This window comes from Bacteroidota bacterium (genome assembly GCA_041658205.1).
In the GTDB taxonomy this organism is placed as follows: Bacteria; Bacteroidota; Ignavibacteria; order UBA10030; family UBA8401; genus UBA8401.
Genome location: JBBAAO010000002.1, coordinates 162843 through 178852 on the forward strand (window position 1 = coordinate 162843; position 16010 = coordinate 178852).

19 protein-coding genes are annotated in these 16010 nt (G+C 40.6%); 1 reads left to right on the forward strand and 18 read right to left on the reverse strand.

Annotation, left to right across the window (positions count from 1 at the left end; genetic code table 11):
* Positions 1 to 79 precede the first annotated feature (79 nt).
* Positions 80 to 1132 carry an agmatine deiminase family protein gene (locus WDA22_12550; GenBank protein MFA5834297.1) on the forward strand — a complete coding sequence of 351 codons (1053 nt, stop codon included), beginning with the start codon at positions 80 to 82 and terminating at the stop codon, positions 1130 to 1132.
* A 71-nt stretch (positions 1133 to 1203) separates the two neighbouring features.
* Here the strand turns inward: WDA22_12550 and typA are convergent, their stop codons facing one another.
* The 18 genes from typA to WDA22_12640 form a co-directional block, all read right to left on the reverse strand.
* Positions 1204 to 3051: a translational GTPase TypA gene (gene typA / locus WDA22_12555; GenBank protein ID MFA5834298.1), complete on the reverse strand. Its 1848-nt coding sequence runs from the start codon at positions 3049 to 3051 to the stop codon at positions 1204 to 1206.
* A 187-nt stretch (positions 3052 to 3238) separates the two neighbouring features.
* Complete coding sequence (locus tag WDA22_12560; GenBank protein MFA5834299.1) at positions 3239 to 3946, reverse strand: hypothetical protein; 708 nt, start codon at positions 3944 to 3946, stop codon at positions 3239 to 3241.
* Positions 3947 to 5089: an ATP-binding protein gene (locus tag WDA22_12565; GenBank protein MFA5834300.1), complete on the reverse strand. Its 1143-nt coding sequence runs from the start codon at positions 5087 to 5089 to the stop codon at positions 3947 to 3949.
* 98 nt (positions 5090 to 5187) lie between these two features.
* Positions 5188 to 5808 carry a peptidoglycan recognition family protein gene (locus WDA22_12570; GenBank protein MFA5834301.1) on the reverse strand — a complete coding sequence of 207 codons (621 nt, stop codon included), beginning with the start codon at positions 5806 to 5808 and terminating at the stop codon, positions 5188 to 5190.
* A gap of 54 nt (positions 5809 to 5862) precedes the next feature.
* A complete protein-coding gene (locus WDA22_12575; protein MFA5834302.1) occupies positions 5863 to 6786 on the reverse strand; it encodes a patatin-like phospholipase family protein in 924 nt (307 codons plus the stop codon).
* A gap of 142 nt (positions 6787 to 6928) precedes the next feature.
* Positions 6929 to 7981, reverse strand: coding sequence for an ACR3 family arsenite efflux transporter (gene arsB / locus WDA22_12580; GenBank protein MFA5834303.1), 1053 nt, complete (start codon positions 7979 to 7981; stop codon positions 6929 to 6931).
* A gap of 2 nt (positions 7982 to 7983) precedes the next feature.
* On the reverse strand, positions 7984 to 8412 hold the full coding sequence (locus tag WDA22_12585; GenBank protein ID MFA5834304.1) for an arsenate reductase ArsC: 429 nt from the start codon (positions 8410 to 8412) through the stop codon (positions 7984 to 7986).
* Positions 8413 to 8556: 144 nt separating this feature from the next.
* Positions 8557 to 9369 (reverse strand): arsenite methyltransferase, encoded by an 813-nt coding sequence (locus WDA22_12590; GenBank protein ID MFA5834305.1) that lies wholly within the window; start codon positions 9367 to 9369, stop codon positions 8557 to 8559.
* A 129-nt stretch (positions 9370 to 9498) separates the two neighbouring features.
* The gene (locus WDA22_12595) at positions 9499 to 9819 is read right to left on the reverse strand and encodes a metalloregulator ArsR/SmtB family transcription factor (GenBank protein ID MFA5834306.1); all 321 of its coding nucleotides are present in this window, start codon (positions 9817 to 9819) and stop codon (positions 9499 to 9501) included.
* Positions 9820 to 10131: 312 nt separating this feature from the next.
* Positions 10132 to 10821 carry a M24 family metallopeptidase gene (locus WDA22_12600; protein MFA5834307.1) on the reverse strand — a complete coding sequence of 230 codons (690 nt, stop codon included), beginning with the start codon at positions 10819 to 10821 and terminating at the stop codon, positions 10132 to 10134.
* Positions 10818 to 12020: an alpha/beta hydrolase-fold protein gene (locus WDA22_12605; protein MFA5834308.1), complete on the reverse strand. Its 1203-nt coding sequence runs from the start codon at positions 12018 to 12020 to the stop codon at positions 10818 to 10820. The genes WDA22_12600 and WDA22_12605 overlap by 4 nt, the downstream gene beginning before the upstream one ends.
* A gap of 1 nt (position 12021) precedes the next feature.
* On the reverse strand, positions 12022 to 12885 hold the full coding sequence (locus WDA22_12610; protein ID MFA5834309.1) for an SMP-30/gluconolactonase/LRE family protein: 864 nt from the start codon (positions 12883 to 12885) through the stop codon (positions 12022 to 12024).
* The gene (locus tag WDA22_12615) at positions 12882 to 13223 is read right to left on the reverse strand and encodes a hypothetical protein (GenBank protein MFA5834310.1); all 342 of its coding nucleotides are present in this window, start codon (positions 13221 to 13223) and stop codon (positions 12882 to 12884) included. Before WDA22_12615 ends, WDA22_12610 begins: the two co-directional genes overlap by 4 nt.
* A gap of 60 nt (positions 13224 to 13283) precedes the next feature.
* Positions 13284 to 13820, reverse strand: coding sequence for an NUDIX hydrolase (locus WDA22_12620; protein MFA5834311.1), 537 nt, complete (start codon positions 13818 to 13820; stop codon positions 13284 to 13286).
* Between the two features lie 24 nt (positions 13821 to 13844).
* Positions 13845 to 14360 carry a GNAT family N-acetyltransferase gene (locus WDA22_12625; protein MFA5834312.1) on the reverse strand — a complete coding sequence of 172 codons (516 nt, stop codon included), beginning with the start codon at positions 14358 to 14360 and terminating at the stop codon, positions 13845 to 13847.
* Between the two features lie 4 nt (positions 14361 to 14364).
* Positions 14365 to 14808, reverse strand: coding sequence for a YhcH/YjgK/YiaL family protein (locus tag WDA22_12630; GenBank protein MFA5834313.1), 444 nt, complete (start codon positions 14806 to 14808; stop codon positions 14365 to 14367).
* 91 nt (positions 14809 to 14899) lie between these two features.
* Positions 14900 to 15286: an alkyl hydroperoxide reductase gene (locus tag WDA22_12635; GenBank protein ID MFA5834314.1), complete on the reverse strand. Its 387-nt coding sequence runs from the start codon at positions 15284 to 15286 to the stop codon at positions 14900 to 14902.
* The gene (locus WDA22_12640) at positions 15286 to 15915 is read right to left on the reverse strand and encodes an NADPH-dependent F420 reductase (GenBank protein ID MFA5834315.1); all 630 of its coding nucleotides are present in this window, start codon (positions 15913 to 15915) and stop codon (positions 15286 to 15288) included. Before WDA22_12640 ends, WDA22_12635 begins: the two co-directional genes overlap by 1 nt.
* Between the last annotated feature and the right edge of the window lie 95 nt (positions 15916 to 16010).

Here is a 16010-nt window from a genome sequence, read left to right on the forward strand (position 1 = left end):
CTTTTCAAAAATTCTCTTCGCAATATTAAAAACAACTCGAATTAACAAGACATAATATATGGTAATTGATTTTTGATAAATGATCATTGAAAAGAAGACACCAAAACAATTAGGATACCGTTTTCCTGCCGAATGGGAACCACAAAAAGCAACGTGGCTGTCATGGGCGCATAAATTAGAATCGTGGCCGGAGAAGTTCGAACCTGTTCCGTATATCTACACCAATATTGTTAAGACCATCGCACGATTTCAGCATGTAAACATCAATGTCAAAGACGATGAGATGTTCCACGATGTGAAGTCTCGATTGATTCTTTCTGGAGTTGCCGAGGATCGATTTACGCTCTATCGTATTCCCACCAATGATGCGTGGTGCAGAGATCATGGTCCTGCGTTTGTTGTCAATCCACACGCTAAGGATAAACTTGCGATTGTTGACTGGGGATATAATGCATGGGGAGGGAAGTATCCGCCGTTCGATTTGGATGATGTTGTGCCGACGAAAATTGCAGAACAGTACAATGTTCCGGTATTTTATCCGGGAATTGTGATGGAAGGTGGCTCCATAGAAGTGAATGGAAAAGGATGCCTTCTCACAACCAAAGCATGCCTTCTGAATGAAAATCGCAATCCGAATCTTCATCAGGAACAGATTGAGACATATTTAAAAGAATATTACGGACAAGAAAAGATTCTCTGGCTGAATGACGGTATTGTGGGAGACGATACGGACGGGCATATCGACGATCTTTCCCGTTTTGTCAACCCGACAACGATTGTTACCTGCGTTGAGGAAGATCCGCAGGATGAGAATTATGAAATACTTCAAGAAAATCTTAAACTGCTTCACACACTGACTGATCAGGATAATAATCCGTTCAACATTGTTGAGTTACCAATGCCAGGATTTGTTGCATACGACGGGCAGCGTTTGCCCGCAAGCTATGCAAACTTCCTTATCGGCAATGGATTCGTCATTGTTCCTGTCTTCAATCATCCCAACGATTTGAAAGCGCTTAACATCATTCAGAAACAATTTCCGGATCGATCAGTGATCGGTATCGATTGCGTTGATCTTGTGTGGGGATTAGGGACGCTGCATTGTATTAGTCAGCAGGAGCCGATGGTATAGTTGACATTCTTAAGATTGAAAAAAAATCCCGCTTCAAGCGGGATTTTTTGTTACTGCAATAGTAATTTACCTTACTCTTCAATCACTGCTTTTTTCTTCGAAGCGCGGTTGCGCTCGTTTTGATCGAGAATTTTTTTGCGTAGTCGAATGAAATTCGGTGTGACTTCAACATATTCATCATCGCCGATCCATTCAATCGCCTGTTCCAGTGTCATCAGAAGCGGTGGTTCCAGCCGTACTGATTCATCTGTTCCGGACGCACGCATGTTCGTCAACTGTTTTGCTTTGCAGACGTTTACCGTCATATCCCCTTCGCGCGAATTTTCGCCTACGATCATCCCGGAATATACTTTTGTCTGTGGGTTGATGAAGAATGTCGAACGATCCTGAAGTTTGAACATTCCATATGCAACCGATTCACCTGTTTCAAGCGAAACTAACGCTCCGCGCGTACGGTGAGACAATTCTCCTTTAAACGGTTCGTAGCCATGAAAATTATGATGCAGAATGCCGGTTCCTTTTGTCTGTGTCATGAATTCATTTCGGAAACCGATTAAACCTCGCGCTGGAACGAAAAACTCCAAACGGGTATTGCCGTTGGAGGAGATCATATTCTTCATCTCCCCTTTGCGTTTGCCAAGATTTTCAATGACTGTTCCGGTGAATTCATCCGGCACGTCGATAATCACATGCTCGATCGGTTCACAGAGAACATCATCGATTCGTTTGTAGATCACTTGCGGACGGGAAACCTGCAATTCAAATCCTTCGCGGCGCATATTCTCAATCAACACGCCAAGATGCAATTCGCCTCGTCCGCTCACTTTGAACACATCCGGAGTATCGGTAAGTTCTACCTGCAGACTGACATTCGAACGAAGTTCTTTCATCAATCGTTCTTGCAGATTTCTTGTTGTGACATATTTTCCGTCCTGGCCGGCGAATGGTGAGTTGTTCACCACAAAGTTCATCGTCAGTGTCGGTTCTTCGATTGCAACGAACGGAAGCGGAGTCGGATCAGCGGCATCAACAATCGTTTCGCCGATATCGACATCTTCCATACCCGAGATCGCAATAATGTCACCGACGCTTGATTCTTCTATTTCAATGCGCTTCAAACCTTCGAACGTATACATTTTCGCTACGCGCGCATCTTCCGTTACACCGTTCCGGTGAATAATCTTCATCTGGTTCTTAATGTGGATTGCGCCGCGATGTACTTTTCCGATGCCAAGACGACCGAGATAATCGTTATAGTCAATCGTTGTTACAAGCATCTGGAACGGAGCGTTGATATCGCCGGTGGGCGGGGGAATCTTTGACACGATCGCATCGAACAATGGTTCGAGCGAGGTTCCTTTATCTTCCAGCTCAAGCTGTGCAATTCCCTGTTTGGAAATTGCGTAGATGGTCGGAAAATCTAATTGCTGATCGTTCGCACCGAGTGATAAGAAAAGTTCGAACACCTCATCCAATACTTCATGGGCGCGGGCATCCTTACGATCGATCTTATTGATAACGACGATTGGCTGAAGATGCAGATCCAAAGATTTTTTGAGAACAAATTTTGTTCCGGGGAGCGGTCCTTCGGAAGCGTCCACCAACAGCAACACGCCGTCCACCATCTTTAGTGTACGTTCTACTTCACCGGCAAAGTCCGAGTGACCAGGAGTGTCGACAATATTGATCTTATATTTTTCTTTCGTTGTCTTATCGGTATAGAAAACGGAGGTATTCTTTGCAAGAATAGTGATACCGCGTTCTTTTTCCTGAGCGTTGGAATCCATAACGCGGGTTTCCATATGCTGGTTTTCGCGAAACGTTCCGGTTTGACGTAATAATTGATCGACCAGCGTAGTTTTGCCATGGTCAACGTGTGCGATAATGGCGATATTGCGGATATTGCTTTGTTTGAACATTATGCTTTCCTAAACATCTCACACAAAGTCATTAAGGAATAAAGAAAAAACGACGAATATATCGATATTTATTCTTTGTGCCTTGGTGTGAGAACAAAATTGTATAATAAAAAACGTCCCGAATTGCGTACGGGACGTTCAATTGACTGCACTAAGATACGAAAATTATCGAATACTTACAATCTTATTAAATCATGGAATTAACCTCATCTATTAACTCTTTCAAGGATATATTTTTATTGAATGAGTTAAAGTAAATATTCCCATAATCTATAGAATTTATCGTCCTGTTTATTGAGCTCTCGCTTTTATTATAGCCCAGACCTGCTAAATGATAAATATCATTTAGTTTTTGTGACGGTTCATCAAAAATCGTGGTATCATCAGTTCTGGGATTGAATCCAAGGTTTGTGAAAATATATTCAGGTGTTAGAGAAGTGTGAATTTTACCAAAGTGATTTTCTTCAGTTAAAAACCATGCTTCAATTTCCATAATACTTAGTATAAATTTAATAGGCAATTTACTCTGGGGAATCCCGTAATACATCAGACGATTTAAAATTGGAATTTCTGTTCTTTTGAAATCTGGAAATACATCTCTCAATCCAATTATTTTTAAGTATCCATTTTTGAGCAGACTATCTCTTTGATCCTTAATATATGACTTAATAGTAGAGTCACCTCCGCAATCATAAATCAATATATAGTATTGAATTTCGTCCGTTATTTGTTTGGATGAAATCGTTGAAATTGTTATTGGAATACTAGATCCACCCTTTATAGTTTTAATATTAACAGCAACCCTTTTTTCCCCAAATATTTCAGTCAATAGTTTTTCTAAAAACAATCGTTCTGTAAGTCCTTCAACAAAAAATGCGATTTTCTTAATACTCAATTAATTTAGACCAGTTTTGAAGAAATTAGTTGTAAAAAAATCAAAATTATTTAAACCTGTAAATCGAAATTCATCAAATATCTTTTCGGAGTTTTGCTTGTTATACATTGTTACAATTCCACCATCTCGGTGAGTGATTTGCCAAAACTCTAAAGGTGTATTATTCATTACAAACTTATCGTTTGTAGACATTATTAGTTGTATTCCTATTTTTTTAGATTTTTCTATTAAAAGTTTTATCAGTTTCGTAGACCGATCAAAATCTAATCCTTCCCCAATGTCATCAATTAATACTGTTCCCTTCTTTTTTTCAAGCTGGTAGTAATTAAAGTGAATAAGCATTGATAAAGCTCTAAACATACCATCAGACATAGCGTTCTGATCTGTTATTCCAGATCTGTCAGATTCCTTGACATGTAATCCAACAACTTTGGATGGTATTGGGGATTCGACTTGAATACTTTCCAAAGGTCCCAAATCTACATTATCAACATTATAACCTATCATCCTAAAATCAGAAATAATGTTGTTAATAAACTCATCCGAATAGTTTTTTTTCCCCCTTCTAAACACTTCTATGGATTTATCAGCTTCTTTCAAATTAAAATCTTCTGGTCTCGATTTATTGCTGTCCACAAGAGCAACGTATCTTTGTTTTTCATTTTCTGTCGCAAACCTAAAATGTCTAAGTTGTGAAGCCCAATCAAATAAAAGATTCAAATAAGGATATTGTATATCGTCCCTTCTTAATGCAACAAGTTCATTTGTAGGGATTTTAAATTTTTGTATTTGATGGTTTTCCATGCTTTTAATTGTGCCGCTTCCATCGCTTATTCTCTCAATCAATTTTTCACCATCAATAATCAGTTCTTCATTTTGAACTATTCCATCGTTCAAAACTAAATTGTAATTTATTATGGTTTTATGATTGCTAAAATGTGTTTTATAAGTGCCCGTCTTATATGGAATTCTCGAGTTCAACAAAACATTAGTTAGTGACTTAATAACGTTTAATGTTCTAGTTTTACCAGAAGCATTATTACCAACAATTAAGTTTATAGTATTTAGTTTGAAATCTTCTAATTCCCAATACTTGGGATCAGTTTTGTTGAATTCTGAATATGCAAAATTTTGAAGTATCATGACTTATTTTCAAATCCCAACTGTTTATTCGCTAAAAAAGAATATATATAAATTACTAAAATTATTACGTATACACCAATTTCAATCTATATCGAAAATTACTGACTTAATATTGATAATTTAGTCTTAATTTCGTCATGAAAATATCTATTTGTAAAATAAAAATAGAGATTTTTCCCCGGACAAACGGTCTTTGATGAGTAATCCCTGTGTGAACGGATGGAGTCGATAGGTACGTTGTACGTTTTTGATAAAAATGCCATCATTCTCACGGTTGCATCCAATTGCTCCTGGTTTGGTTCTACCTCTTCAAAATTTCCGACAACCTCGATCAAGGCATGACCGGCAGGATCGTATTCGGTATTGGTGTCGCCTGCGTAATTGATATTTCGACCTTCATAGATTTTCCCATCAAGATCGATGATGTAATGGTAGGGAATATCGATCCATTTCTTTTCTCTGCGGGACCAGCTCTGCAGGTTGCGCAGATATTGAATTGGATCTTTTCCTTTGGGAAACGGTTCACCTTGGTGATGAAGGGTGATGTGGGTAATGGTATGTTGTTTAGCCAACGAATCAATGGCCGGTGAGCCACCCCATTGCTGAACAGACACAATTTCATTTTCAATATCGCGAAATGAGAATTCTTTGGATGAGGAGCAACCATCGGTGACAATAATAATGAAAGATATCGATAGAAGGAGAGGGATGTATTTCATAATAGTTTTTACTGCAATGTACATCTCATCGGCTGGAACAGCAAAACAATATTTTTACAATGAGACATCACCTTTAAGTTTTTTGAGGTAATGTTCAAACTCAATCAGATAAGAATTTCGCTCAACAAGTTTTTTGATCTCACTCAAATTAGCTTTTGCAATTATTTCTCCGGCGGCAATAATTTCCGCGGCCTTGTCGAAATCAGTCCAGGAAAGTTGACGAACGTTGGGGCGAATGATAAGATCTGCCTCCCGCAACCGGATCACAGAAAGGTGGAACGAAGTAATATCTTCAGTTCTATATAATATGTCGAAGATATTCTGCGGCTGTTCTACGATCTTAAGGGAACGCGTTACATCCACTGCCAGCACGCGATCGGCACCGATTTCCCGAACTTTCCCTGCAGGGACGCTTTCCGATGCACTTCCATCGACGAGAAAATATTTGCCGATTTTCACAGGTGGGAAGATTCCGGGAATGGCGGAGCTGGCGTGGACTGCATTGCGCAGACTCCCTTTCGAAAAATTAATCTCTTCTCCAGAGTTGAGATCGGTAGCAATGGCAGAGAAATGAATATCAAGATGTTCAATCTGAACGTCGGGAATCATCTCATACATCGCAGCAGTTACTTCTTCATCGAAATATGAAAAGCGATTCAATGAATTGATCGCCTGCAGCCTTGTTCCCACATAATCGAAAAATTGATCGAAGTATCCTTTTCCTGATTTCTTTCCATTATTGTTTAAGTTTACAATTCCAAGATTCAAAAATTTTGGATCGGAAATAGTACGCAACATAAAAGTTTCAACATGTTTGGCGTTTCCAAAATAGGCATACAAACCTCCTACCAAAGCACCCATACTGCATCCGGTGATAGCGGCAGGGCGAATCCCTTCAGCATCAAGGACTTTTAAGACACCGATATGCGCCAATCCTCGCGCGCCACCGCCCCCTAAAGCTAAACCTAATTTTGACATGATATCTCCTAACTTAAATCAACTGTACAGGTATCAGAAAAATCATCGGTCTATGGCTTACACTTCACGCCGAGATACTTAATTCTATGTATTGATGTTTGAAACAGAAACCGTGGTGGTGAAAAGTTCAATCGTATTAAAGTCAGGCAGGTTGAGGATCGAAATATTTTTTTTTGATCAATAGGGATACATTCACCAGCATAATCAATACCGGTACTTCCACCAAAGGACCGATTACTGTTGCGAATGCTACTTCGGAATTGATTCCGAATACGGCCACAGCCACAGCAATTGCCAATTCAAAATCGTTGCTTCCGGCCGTGAATGAAACGGTTGCCGCTTTTTCGTATGAAGCGCCGATTCTTTTGGCCGCAAAAAAGGTAATGAAGAACATTCCGGCAAAATAGAAGATGTACGGAATGGCAACACGCACAACATCCAGCGGAAGTTCGATGATCTTTTCTCCTTTAAGAGAAAACATGACAAAGATTGTGAAGAGGAGAGCGATAGGAGTCAGAACAGAAATTTTTGGTACAAATGTTTTATGATACCACTCCTTTGAATTGAATCTGAGCAGGATAATGCGTGTAAGAATACCGGCAATGAACGGAATGCCAAGATAGATTAAGACTGTTATGGCAATTTCTTTTATCGAGATCTCCACGATTTTTCCTTCAAAACCAAATAATGGCGGAAGGAGCGTAATAAACAGATAGGCATAGACTGAATACAAGAACACTTGAAAAATAGCATTGAAGGCCACTAATCCGGCCGCCAGTTCCGCGTCCCCTTTTGCCAAATCATTCCATACCAACACCATAGCTATACAGCGCGCCAATCCAACAAGAATAACTCCAATCATCAAATCCGGTTTATCTGGTAAAAAGAGAATTGCAAACAGAAACATCACCAGCGGGCCGAACACCCAGTTCTGTAGTAATGATAAAAGGAGAATTTTTTTGTTCTGAAAAACAATCGGAAGTTCTTCATATTTCACTTTAGCCAGAGGAGGATACATCATCAACACCAATCCGATGGCGATGGGAATATTTGTCGTGCCGGAGCTTAATGAATCCCAAAATCCCGCGATACTGGGAAACAACGCACCCGCAGTTACACCGAATGCCATCACAAGAAAAATCCATAAAGTTAAAAAGCGATCGAAGAAAGAAAGTCTTCCGGTGAGCGTGCTCATAATTATCCCTTCGAAATAGTTTCGCGATAGAAATGACGGAAATCGTTTTGTATCTCATCACGTACTCTACGAAAGACAAAAAGAATATCTTCTTTCGTACCCGTTGCTTCTGCAGGATCATCAAAACCGATATGGACTCTGTGTTTCACATTGCCGATGAACACAGGACATGTCTCTTTTGCATTACCACAGACGGTGATAACATAATCAAATGATTCCGACAGGAATTGATCAACTGTTTTTGGGTAATGACTGCTGATATCAATTCCAATCTCACTCATCACATGAACAGCGTTTGAGGAAACTCGTGGAGCAGCTTTTGTCCCAGCTGAAAAAACTTCCAACGAAGGATCGAATGATTTCAAAAATCCTTCGGCCATTTGTGACCGACAGGAATTTCCGGTGCAAAGAATAAGAATGCGTTTGGACATATTCTTTCCTTGAAGATTATTTTTATAAGTTGTCATTGCGAGCGAATGTTTTTTATGAGCGAAGCAATCTTCTTGTGCATAGATAGATTGCTTCGTCATCCCGATAAACAGCATCGGGATTTCTCGCAATGACTTTATCCAAAATTATGGTTTTTCGGCATACACGGTGATACTGTAAATGCCGGCGCCGCTTTTTCGATAGTCGAGTGCTTCTTCCAGCGAAATGTATTTCACTAAAAGGTCGTTAGGGATATTGATTTCGCGATCCTTTTGCACGGTTATGTTAATGAACCCGGCATATTTTATCGTCTGAAGATACTCTTCCTTTTGTTGTGCACCGGAGACGCAGCCGGCATACATTGTTGCGGCGGAGCGGATATTGTCCGGAAGCGTACCTTTCAAAACAATATCGGAAATTGAGAAGTGTCCACCGGATTTGAGGATGCGGAAAGTTTCAGCAAACGCTTTTTGTTTGTTGGGTACGAGATTCATTACACAATTGCTCACGATAACATCAGCCGTATTATTTTTGATCGGCATGTTTTCAATATCGCCGAGACGAAATTCAACATTGGTGAATCCAAGGGCTTTTACATTCTTGTTCGCTTTTTCCAGCATTGGTTCAGTCATGTCGATGCCGATGACATGTCCGGTTTCGCCGACAATTGATCGCGCGACGAACGCGTCGTTTCCTGCGCCGGAGCCGAGATCAACAACTGTATCACCCGGTTTCATTTGTGCAAATTCTGTAGGAAGACCGCAGCCCAAACCGAGATCGGCTTCAGCAACGTAGCCGGAGAGATGTGAATAGTCTTCAGACATAACTGTAAAATCAGCATTGGTTGTGCAGCAGCCTGTGCTGCCGCAGCAAGATGTTTCGTTTTGCTCTTTGGATTGCAAAGCGATCTCACCGTATTTTTCTTTGACGAGTTCTTTTAATTCTTGATCGGTAGACATATTATTTTCCTCCTTTGGAAGAAGGGCAGCAGTCTGTGCCGCAGCACGGTTCTTTGGTTTCGGTAGCATTCATGGTGTAATCCTTTCTTAAATATATCGTAATATTACGATTAAAATGTTAAATTTTTTTTAACAGCATTTCTTCATAGAGACAAGAAAATTTCCGAGCATTGACTGCATTTCGTTCCATCCTTTTTCATCCAGACAGTAACAGACCGACGTTCCTTCGATTTCGCCTTTTACAAGGCCGGCATTTTTTAGCTCGCGCAGATGTTGCGACACTGTCGATTGCGAAAGGGGAAGAACATCAACAATATCTCCGCACATACAGGAGTTGGAAGTGGCAAGATATTCAACGATAGCTACGCGGGCAGGATGTGCTAATGCCTTGGCATAATCCGCTAAGCGATTCTGTTTAGCAGTAAATTCTTCTTTTTTTGAGAGTCCCATAAGTATTTTTATTTATCGTAATATTACGATTTAAGTTTCATGAAAGCAATACTTTTTTTAGAACACGGATTTTCATAGATGGTAACTATTCAACAGAATTACATAGAAATTCAAAAACATGCCATCTAACCACGAAAACATGAAAGTGCACAAAAAGAATTTGAACCATTACCCCAAAAAGGTTGGTGAAATTTTGTGTTTTCGTGTTTTAGTGGCAAAAAATCGTAAACGCTGAGTAGTTACAAAACATCAAATTTTTTTTTCGATTAATAATAATCCGCGAAAATCAGTGAGATCAGTGTTATCCGTGTTCTAAATTGATAACAATTGTTCGAAAAAACCACCGAAGGTTCGTTCCTTATTGATGAAATGGATCTCTAGAATCCAATCGCGTGGATTTCCCTGAATATCAAGCTCACTTAGTTTGATGTGATTATTTGGATGGAGGTAATTGTGTTCCTCATCTCCGAGGATGTGCTCATGAGGAAAATTTCCAATCAAATGTCCGCAATGGATGTTTCCGAATTCCCATCCATATTGTCCGGCAAGAGATGAGATGTGATGATAAAATTGCGCACCTGTTAGTTCGGATGCATGTGCATCATAATATTTTTTCCCCTCATACCAAGCAGATTCAATATCATGTTTGAGTTTCTTTTTTTGGAGATTGTTTCCAAGCACATAGGTTCGTCCAAAATCCGCTTCCCATTCTTCAAAGACGGGACCGAAATCAAAAAATAAAATATCGTCCGATTGAATGATCAGATCCGGCGGGTTTTCTTTATAAGGAAGAAGCGTATTCTTTCCGGCACGAACAATTCGCTTGTGCCAATATTTTCGGATGCTGAACAGCTCGAACGCAAGTTCATACACTTCATCGTTTAATATTTTTTCCGACTTGTTGGGGACGATAAGACTTCGAGTTTCAATCTCACGGAACAATTGTTCCGCTTTTTGTTGAGCGTGAAGCAGTTGTTGCTTTCGTTCGGACAATTTTGTCATAGATGTTTTCCAAAAAAGTAGATCAACATATCGGGCATTCGTTGTCGCCAATTTCCCCATTCATGCCCATCGTTCACCTCTTTGAAATAATGTGGAATATGGAATGACGAAAGAACATTACTGTAATTTCTGTTCAATTCAAGAAATTCAAATTTACCAAACCAGGGATCTTCCCCAATAATGTCATAACGTCCACAATCAAGATAGAGCTTTAGTTGAGGATCGATGCGATGTGCGTCATATTGCTTTTTTGTGAGGTCAACCAACCATGGTGTGATTGTTGAAGATTGTCCACCCGCATTGAGAAACACGTCAGGGCGGCGTAATGCCATATACAGTGAAACATGTCCCCCATTAGAAATTCCCATCACCGCTCGTTTGAGAGGCGATGGTTCAGTCTTATAAAGAATGTCTATCATAGGAACAATATCATCGGCTACGTACCGCACAAATTGTTCCAGTTTATTTCCAATATATTCATCCTGACGTTGTACCGAAGGGATGAATACAGCGATAAGCGGCTCTATTTTTTTTTCGTCGATCAGATTATCGATAAAGGTTCCTGCAAGGGCAAAATCGACAGCATCAAAACCATCGTGAAAATATACCGAGGCAAGGTTTGCTAATGTATCGTATCCGGCAGGACGATACACTTTAATAGCTCGTGGTGAAGGAAGATAATGGTTTAAGGGTGATGGAATCTTCATGAGTGGCGCGAGTGAATCGATCACACCATGCGGGATATCATTCCGGAATGCGAGATAGGGAGAAGTAATAAATTTTGGCATGCGGATTTCCGAATGCGGACCAAATCCGCTCGGTGAAATCAACGGATTTTGAGGATCAAGTTTCGTTACACCATTGATGATCAATTGATAATCAAGACGCGCATCAGATGGGACGATGTATGTTCTATAGAAGAACGAGTATGTTCCGCATGGTATCCGTTCGAGTCTATCCGGTGCAAGCCAGCGTTGAAGATTTCCGTTCACAAAAACTGAATCCGCCAATCCATACAATACAATATGAAGCACGGAATCGTTTTCGATAATCGGCGAAAATTGTTTTGTATTTAAATATTGCTCGATGATCCGCCGGCGTTGTTCAACGGGTGATTGTTCCAATTTTTGAACCACCGCTTGAAACGTCTGAGCAGTGGCAATAGAACACAGAGTGAGTACAAGAAACACTTGTTTCATATTAATACGCTTTCCCGGGAATATCATTTGTAAACCGTTCCAAAAGTTTTCGATCCTGCATGGTAACAAAAGCTGTTGTTCCACCATTTCCGCCAAAGACAAGGTTACTGCAATTTTTCCCCTTCAATGGGATCTCGCGAATCAATAATCCTTCAGGCGAAATGACTGCGATTGTTCCTTTTCCATAGCGGGTTATATACAGATTTCCATGCTTATCACATTTCATTCCATCCATTCCAAAATCTTCAAAATGATGGAAAAGAGTCTTTTTTGAAATATTTCCAGAATCGTCAACGGAATATTTCCACACGTTACGCTGAACGCTTTCGTTAACATATAATATTTTTTCATCCGGACTTAATTCTATTCCATTGGTCGTTCCCATCGAATCTTCTAATAGAATAGAAGAACCGTCCGAATCAATTCGCCACAATTTTCCGCTGTTGGTTTTCCAATGCGGATCTGAAGCAAAAAGCTGGTCATTGGAGTTGATGCAGAGGTCGTTTGGCTGGTTAAACAATTCATTATGACTGTAGATACTGATGAGTTTGGTTGCCATATCCACCTTTAACACGTTGTGCATCGGATAATCAGCAAGCAGCATTTCTCCTTTGGAGTTAAACTTGATGCTGTTGGCGATACTTCCTTGAGGCAATTCCACAAATAATTCGGCCTCGCCATTCGCAGCAACTTTTCCAATGGTTCCGTTGCGTTGGAAATTTACAACGTATAACATTCCATTGCTGTCAAATGCAGGACCCTCAATACTTCCGGTAAAGAGATTTTCAAATGTAAAATCCGAAGCAACATGAATTGCGGAACAAGAAGAACACAAGAGCAGGAAACAGGCAAGAGTGAATTTCATAATAAGATACCTTCAAGCCATTCCGACGCATCTTTGATGTTGATGAATAAGCGCATGTTAATATGGCGGTTTCGTGCAACGGTTTCAGCAAACTTCATATTGTTATGATCATGAGCGGGATTACTGTCCACATATGCTATGGCGTGCGGCAATGAGAATACAGTTTTTTTTGCTGTTCGAATAACGTGATAAATGTTGAGCAGGTTCAATCCGGGTCCGGATAAATTTTCTTCGATCAGCACTTTGCCGCAGTGATGTTCTTCCATGGCACAATGGACATCATTGAGGTAGTGAATAACATGTTCGACTTTGTTCTTTCCTTGAATTTTGCAGGACAAAAAGCTTCCCGTATGTTCGATCGAAATAGAATACATATTCTGCGGTCCAAAAATAAATATTTAGACATGAAAAAGGGATAATGCCACGGCGGCGGACCATCCCAAAACTTTAAACTCACCTTCAAGAAGTGCTCGCATCATTTCACTCCGGGTAAGAATAACAATCTCTTGTTCTTCAAGATCATCGGCAATAATTTCTCCAACCAGGTGTGCGCTGCGTGCAAGATAGAGATGTGCATAACCATTGCCATGGTTGCCGTCGCATGGAAATTTGCCCAATGAAATCCACTGTCGTGCTTCATATCCTAATTCTTCACGAACTTCTCGTTTTGCGCAATCCAGCGGGTCTTCATTCGGTTCCAAATATCCGCCGACTGGTGCAAGGGAAATACCATTTGCTGCGTATTTCGTCTGACGAAAGCAGACAAAATTTTCATTCTCATCCTGTACAACAACATTCACATAATCCGGCGAGACAAGCCAGCACCAATTCTCCAGCACTTTACCATCAGGAAGTTCGATAGTATGATCCTCAACTTTCAGCCATTTGCTGTGATTAAGAATGATGGTGCGGGAAAGAGTTTTCCATGGTTTCATAAAGATATCTTCTGTTCGACATTGTTAGTATTTTAGTTTTGCGTACATCAATGCATCGGCGATCATACCATCCTTGATGACGGCTTTCTTTAAGCGAGCTTCAAATGTGTATCCATTTTTTTCAAGAACTCGGACCGATGCATTGTTCCATTCAAAGACATCGGCATACAACCTCACGATATCGAATCTGTCAAATCCGTATTCCGAAACGACTCCTACCGCCTCAGTAACGATACCGCGTCCCCAAAATTCTTCCCCGAGCCAATATCCAATCTCCATCGATTTGCGATAGACATCATCTTTCGCCACAAGACCGATACTTCCGACTGCATTTCCATCAATCGTAATTGCAAAGACAGTTTCCGAAAGAGATGTCGATGCATGCTGTACCCAACGCATCGCATCACCTTTTGTATATGGATGAGGAAAATGATCGCGAACGTTGATCCAGATCTTCCGATTGTTGGCATGCTTCTCCAGCGAGAGTTCATCACCGATTCTCCACGGACGAAGCAGGCATCGTTGTAATCGAAATTCCACTTGTTCACACCGCCACTTTCACGATAGCTTTTTTTGTAACAGTCATTGGCGGCTGCGGTGCATGTGCATCTTCTGGAAAAAGAACAGCAAACATATCCGATGCGATCTGCACGGTAAAGAGCGGGGGATCATTATAGAAGGCAACATCTTTTTCGAGACTGTAATCAGCAGCGACATTCCGGCATGAATCGATATCGTGCCACTCTAGCGGAAAAGCACCTTCGATAGCAAGCTGGATATCGATATATTTTCTATGAGTTTCTAATTTTCTGCGTTCTTTTCCATTATGGTCGTGTGCAATAATCAGATACAGATCGTCTCCTTCAATGTCGTGTCGTCCTTCCGGTAGTGCGCGAAGATCGGTCTTTTGAATATAATCGAATGCGTGCTTAAAACTGGAGTGAACATTGAAATATTTTTCTGCGCGTGAAAGATGATCGAGTATCATGGCGGAATTCCTTTCAATCATAAAAGGGAAAGTGTGATGCGGAATTGTTACGAGTAAGGTAGAAGTTTATCGGAAAAACTACAAGGTAATGTTATGATGAAATTTTTGTTCGCCAAAAAAAATAGGCAATAAATGGGGGAATCCAGATAATATCATTGAAAAAGTTTGTCCATAGTGCGGAAAACGGAATAATTCCGAGATATGTGTAATAGCCCCAGCCGACGATCCCGAATGATTTTCCGACGAGACCAAGTATGGCAAAATGATGATTGCGCCGGAGATCGCGTGAAACCAGGTAAAAACCGTAACCATAAATACCAACAAACATTCCCAAACCGCTCATGACATAGGAATAATTTATCTCCGGCAAATTGAAGAGTTGGAAGAAAGTTTGGGGAAATAACACGACTGCCGTTCCGACGGTGATATTATAGATTGCTGCAAGGCGAAAGAGGTTGCGGAAGAAAGATTCGTTCATCATTTATGCAAAAGCTTGAATGCGATGTTCGGTCCGATACCCTGCTGATAGGCGAGTGTGATCCATAATTTAGCAAGAGACTCCAGCATTTCTGCGCTGCGTAATCCTCCGACGTCAACGGCATCAAACCCGATGTCTTTGGCAAGCTGAGTTACTATTTTTTTTGCATCCTGATCATCACCGCAGATAAACGCATCGGCGTGCACTTTTCCAAATATCACGTCGGACAAGTTTACCGCTCCTAACGTGTTGAATGCTTTTACCACGCGAAAGCCGGTAAGTTTTTTGGCGATCTCTTCAGCGGCAGAACTACCCTGCGCGAGCGGCCATTCAGGATTCGGTTTAACCGGATTTGTGCAATCGATAAGGATTTTATCTTTTAAATCCACAATTTGAAATACTACTTCACCGACCGCTTCCCAAGGAGTTGCGAGGACAACAATGTCGGATTGTTCGGCTGCGGGTTTTATTAATGTTGCAGTAGCTTTATGGTCTGTTTCTTCGAGGATCGTTTGAATTTTTGGGGTCAAAGGATTACGCACCCCGTACGTAATGGTATGGCCTTTTTCTGCCCAAATCTTTCCAAGTCCGCCGCCAATGTTGCCGGCACCAATAATACTGATATTCATAGAATTCCTTGTTTTCAGTAGAGGAATGTAATTAATTTTTACAAAGAACGCATGTTCGATTTTAGTTAATCTTATAACCAAATAATGTGTAAATT

Excerpts from the sequence above, each read along its gene's own strand:
- WDA22_12550 (MFA5834297.1), top strand. The coding sequence starts at position 80 with ATGATCATTGAAAAGAAGACACCAAAACAATTAGGATACCGTTTTCCT.
- typA (MFA5834298.1), bottom strand. The coding sequence starts at position 3,051 with ATGTTCAAACAAAGCAATATCCGCAATATCGCCATTATCGCACACGTT.
- WDA22_12565 (MFA5834300.1), bottom strand. The coding sequence starts at position 5,089 with ATGATACTTCAAAATTTTGCATATTCAGAATTCAACAAAACTGATCCC.
- WDA22_12570 (MFA5834301.1), bottom strand. The coding sequence starts at position 5,808 with ATGAAATACATCCCTCTCCTTCTATCGATATCTTTCATTATTATTGTC.
- WDA22_12575 (MFA5834302.1), bottom strand. The coding sequence starts at position 6,786 with ATGTCAAAATTAGGTTTAGCTTTAGGGGGCGGTGGCGCGCGAGGATTG.
- arsB (MFA5834303.1), bottom strand. The coding sequence starts at position 7,981 with ATGAGCACGCTCACCGGAAGACTTTCTTTCTTCGATCGCTTTTTAACT.
- WDA22_12585 (MFA5834304.1), bottom strand. The coding sequence starts at position 8,412 with ATGTCCAAACGCATTCTTATTCTTTGCACCGGAAATTCCTGTCGGTCA.
- WDA22_12590 (MFA5834305.1), bottom strand. The coding sequence starts at position 9,369 with ATGTCTACCGATCAAGAATTAAAAGAACTCGTCAAAGAAAAATACGGT.
- WDA22_12595 (MFA5834306.1), bottom strand. The coding sequence starts at position 9,819 with ATGGGACTCTCAAAAAAAGAAGAATTTACTGCTAAACAGAATCGCTTA.
- WDA22_12600 (MFA5834307.1), bottom strand. The coding sequence starts at position 10,821 with ATGACAAAATTGTCCGAACGAAAGCAACAACTGCTTCACGCTCAACAA.
- WDA22_12605 (MFA5834308.1), bottom strand. The coding sequence starts at position 12,020 with ATGAAACAAGTGTTTCTTGTACTCACTCTGTGTTCTATTGCCACTGCT.
- WDA22_12610 (MFA5834309.1), bottom strand. The coding sequence starts at position 12,885 with ATGAAATTCACTCTTGCCTGTTTCCTGCTCTTGTGTTCTTCTTGTTCC.
- WDA22_12620 (MFA5834311.1), bottom strand. The coding sequence starts at position 13,820 with ATGAAACCATGGAAAACTCTTTCCCGCACCATCATTCTTAATCACAGC.
- WDA22_12630 (MFA5834313.1), bottom strand. The coding sequence starts at position 14,808 with ATGATACTCGATCATCTTTCACGCGCAGAAAAATATTTCAATGTTCAC.
- WDA22_12635 (MFA5834314.1), bottom strand. The coding sequence starts at position 15,286 with ATGAACGAATCTTTCTTCCGCAACCTCTTTCGCCTTGCAGCAATCTAT.
- WDA22_12640 (MFA5834315.1), bottom strand. The coding sequence starts at position 15,915 with ATGAATATCAGTATTATTGGTGCCGGCAACATTGGCGGCGGACTTGGA.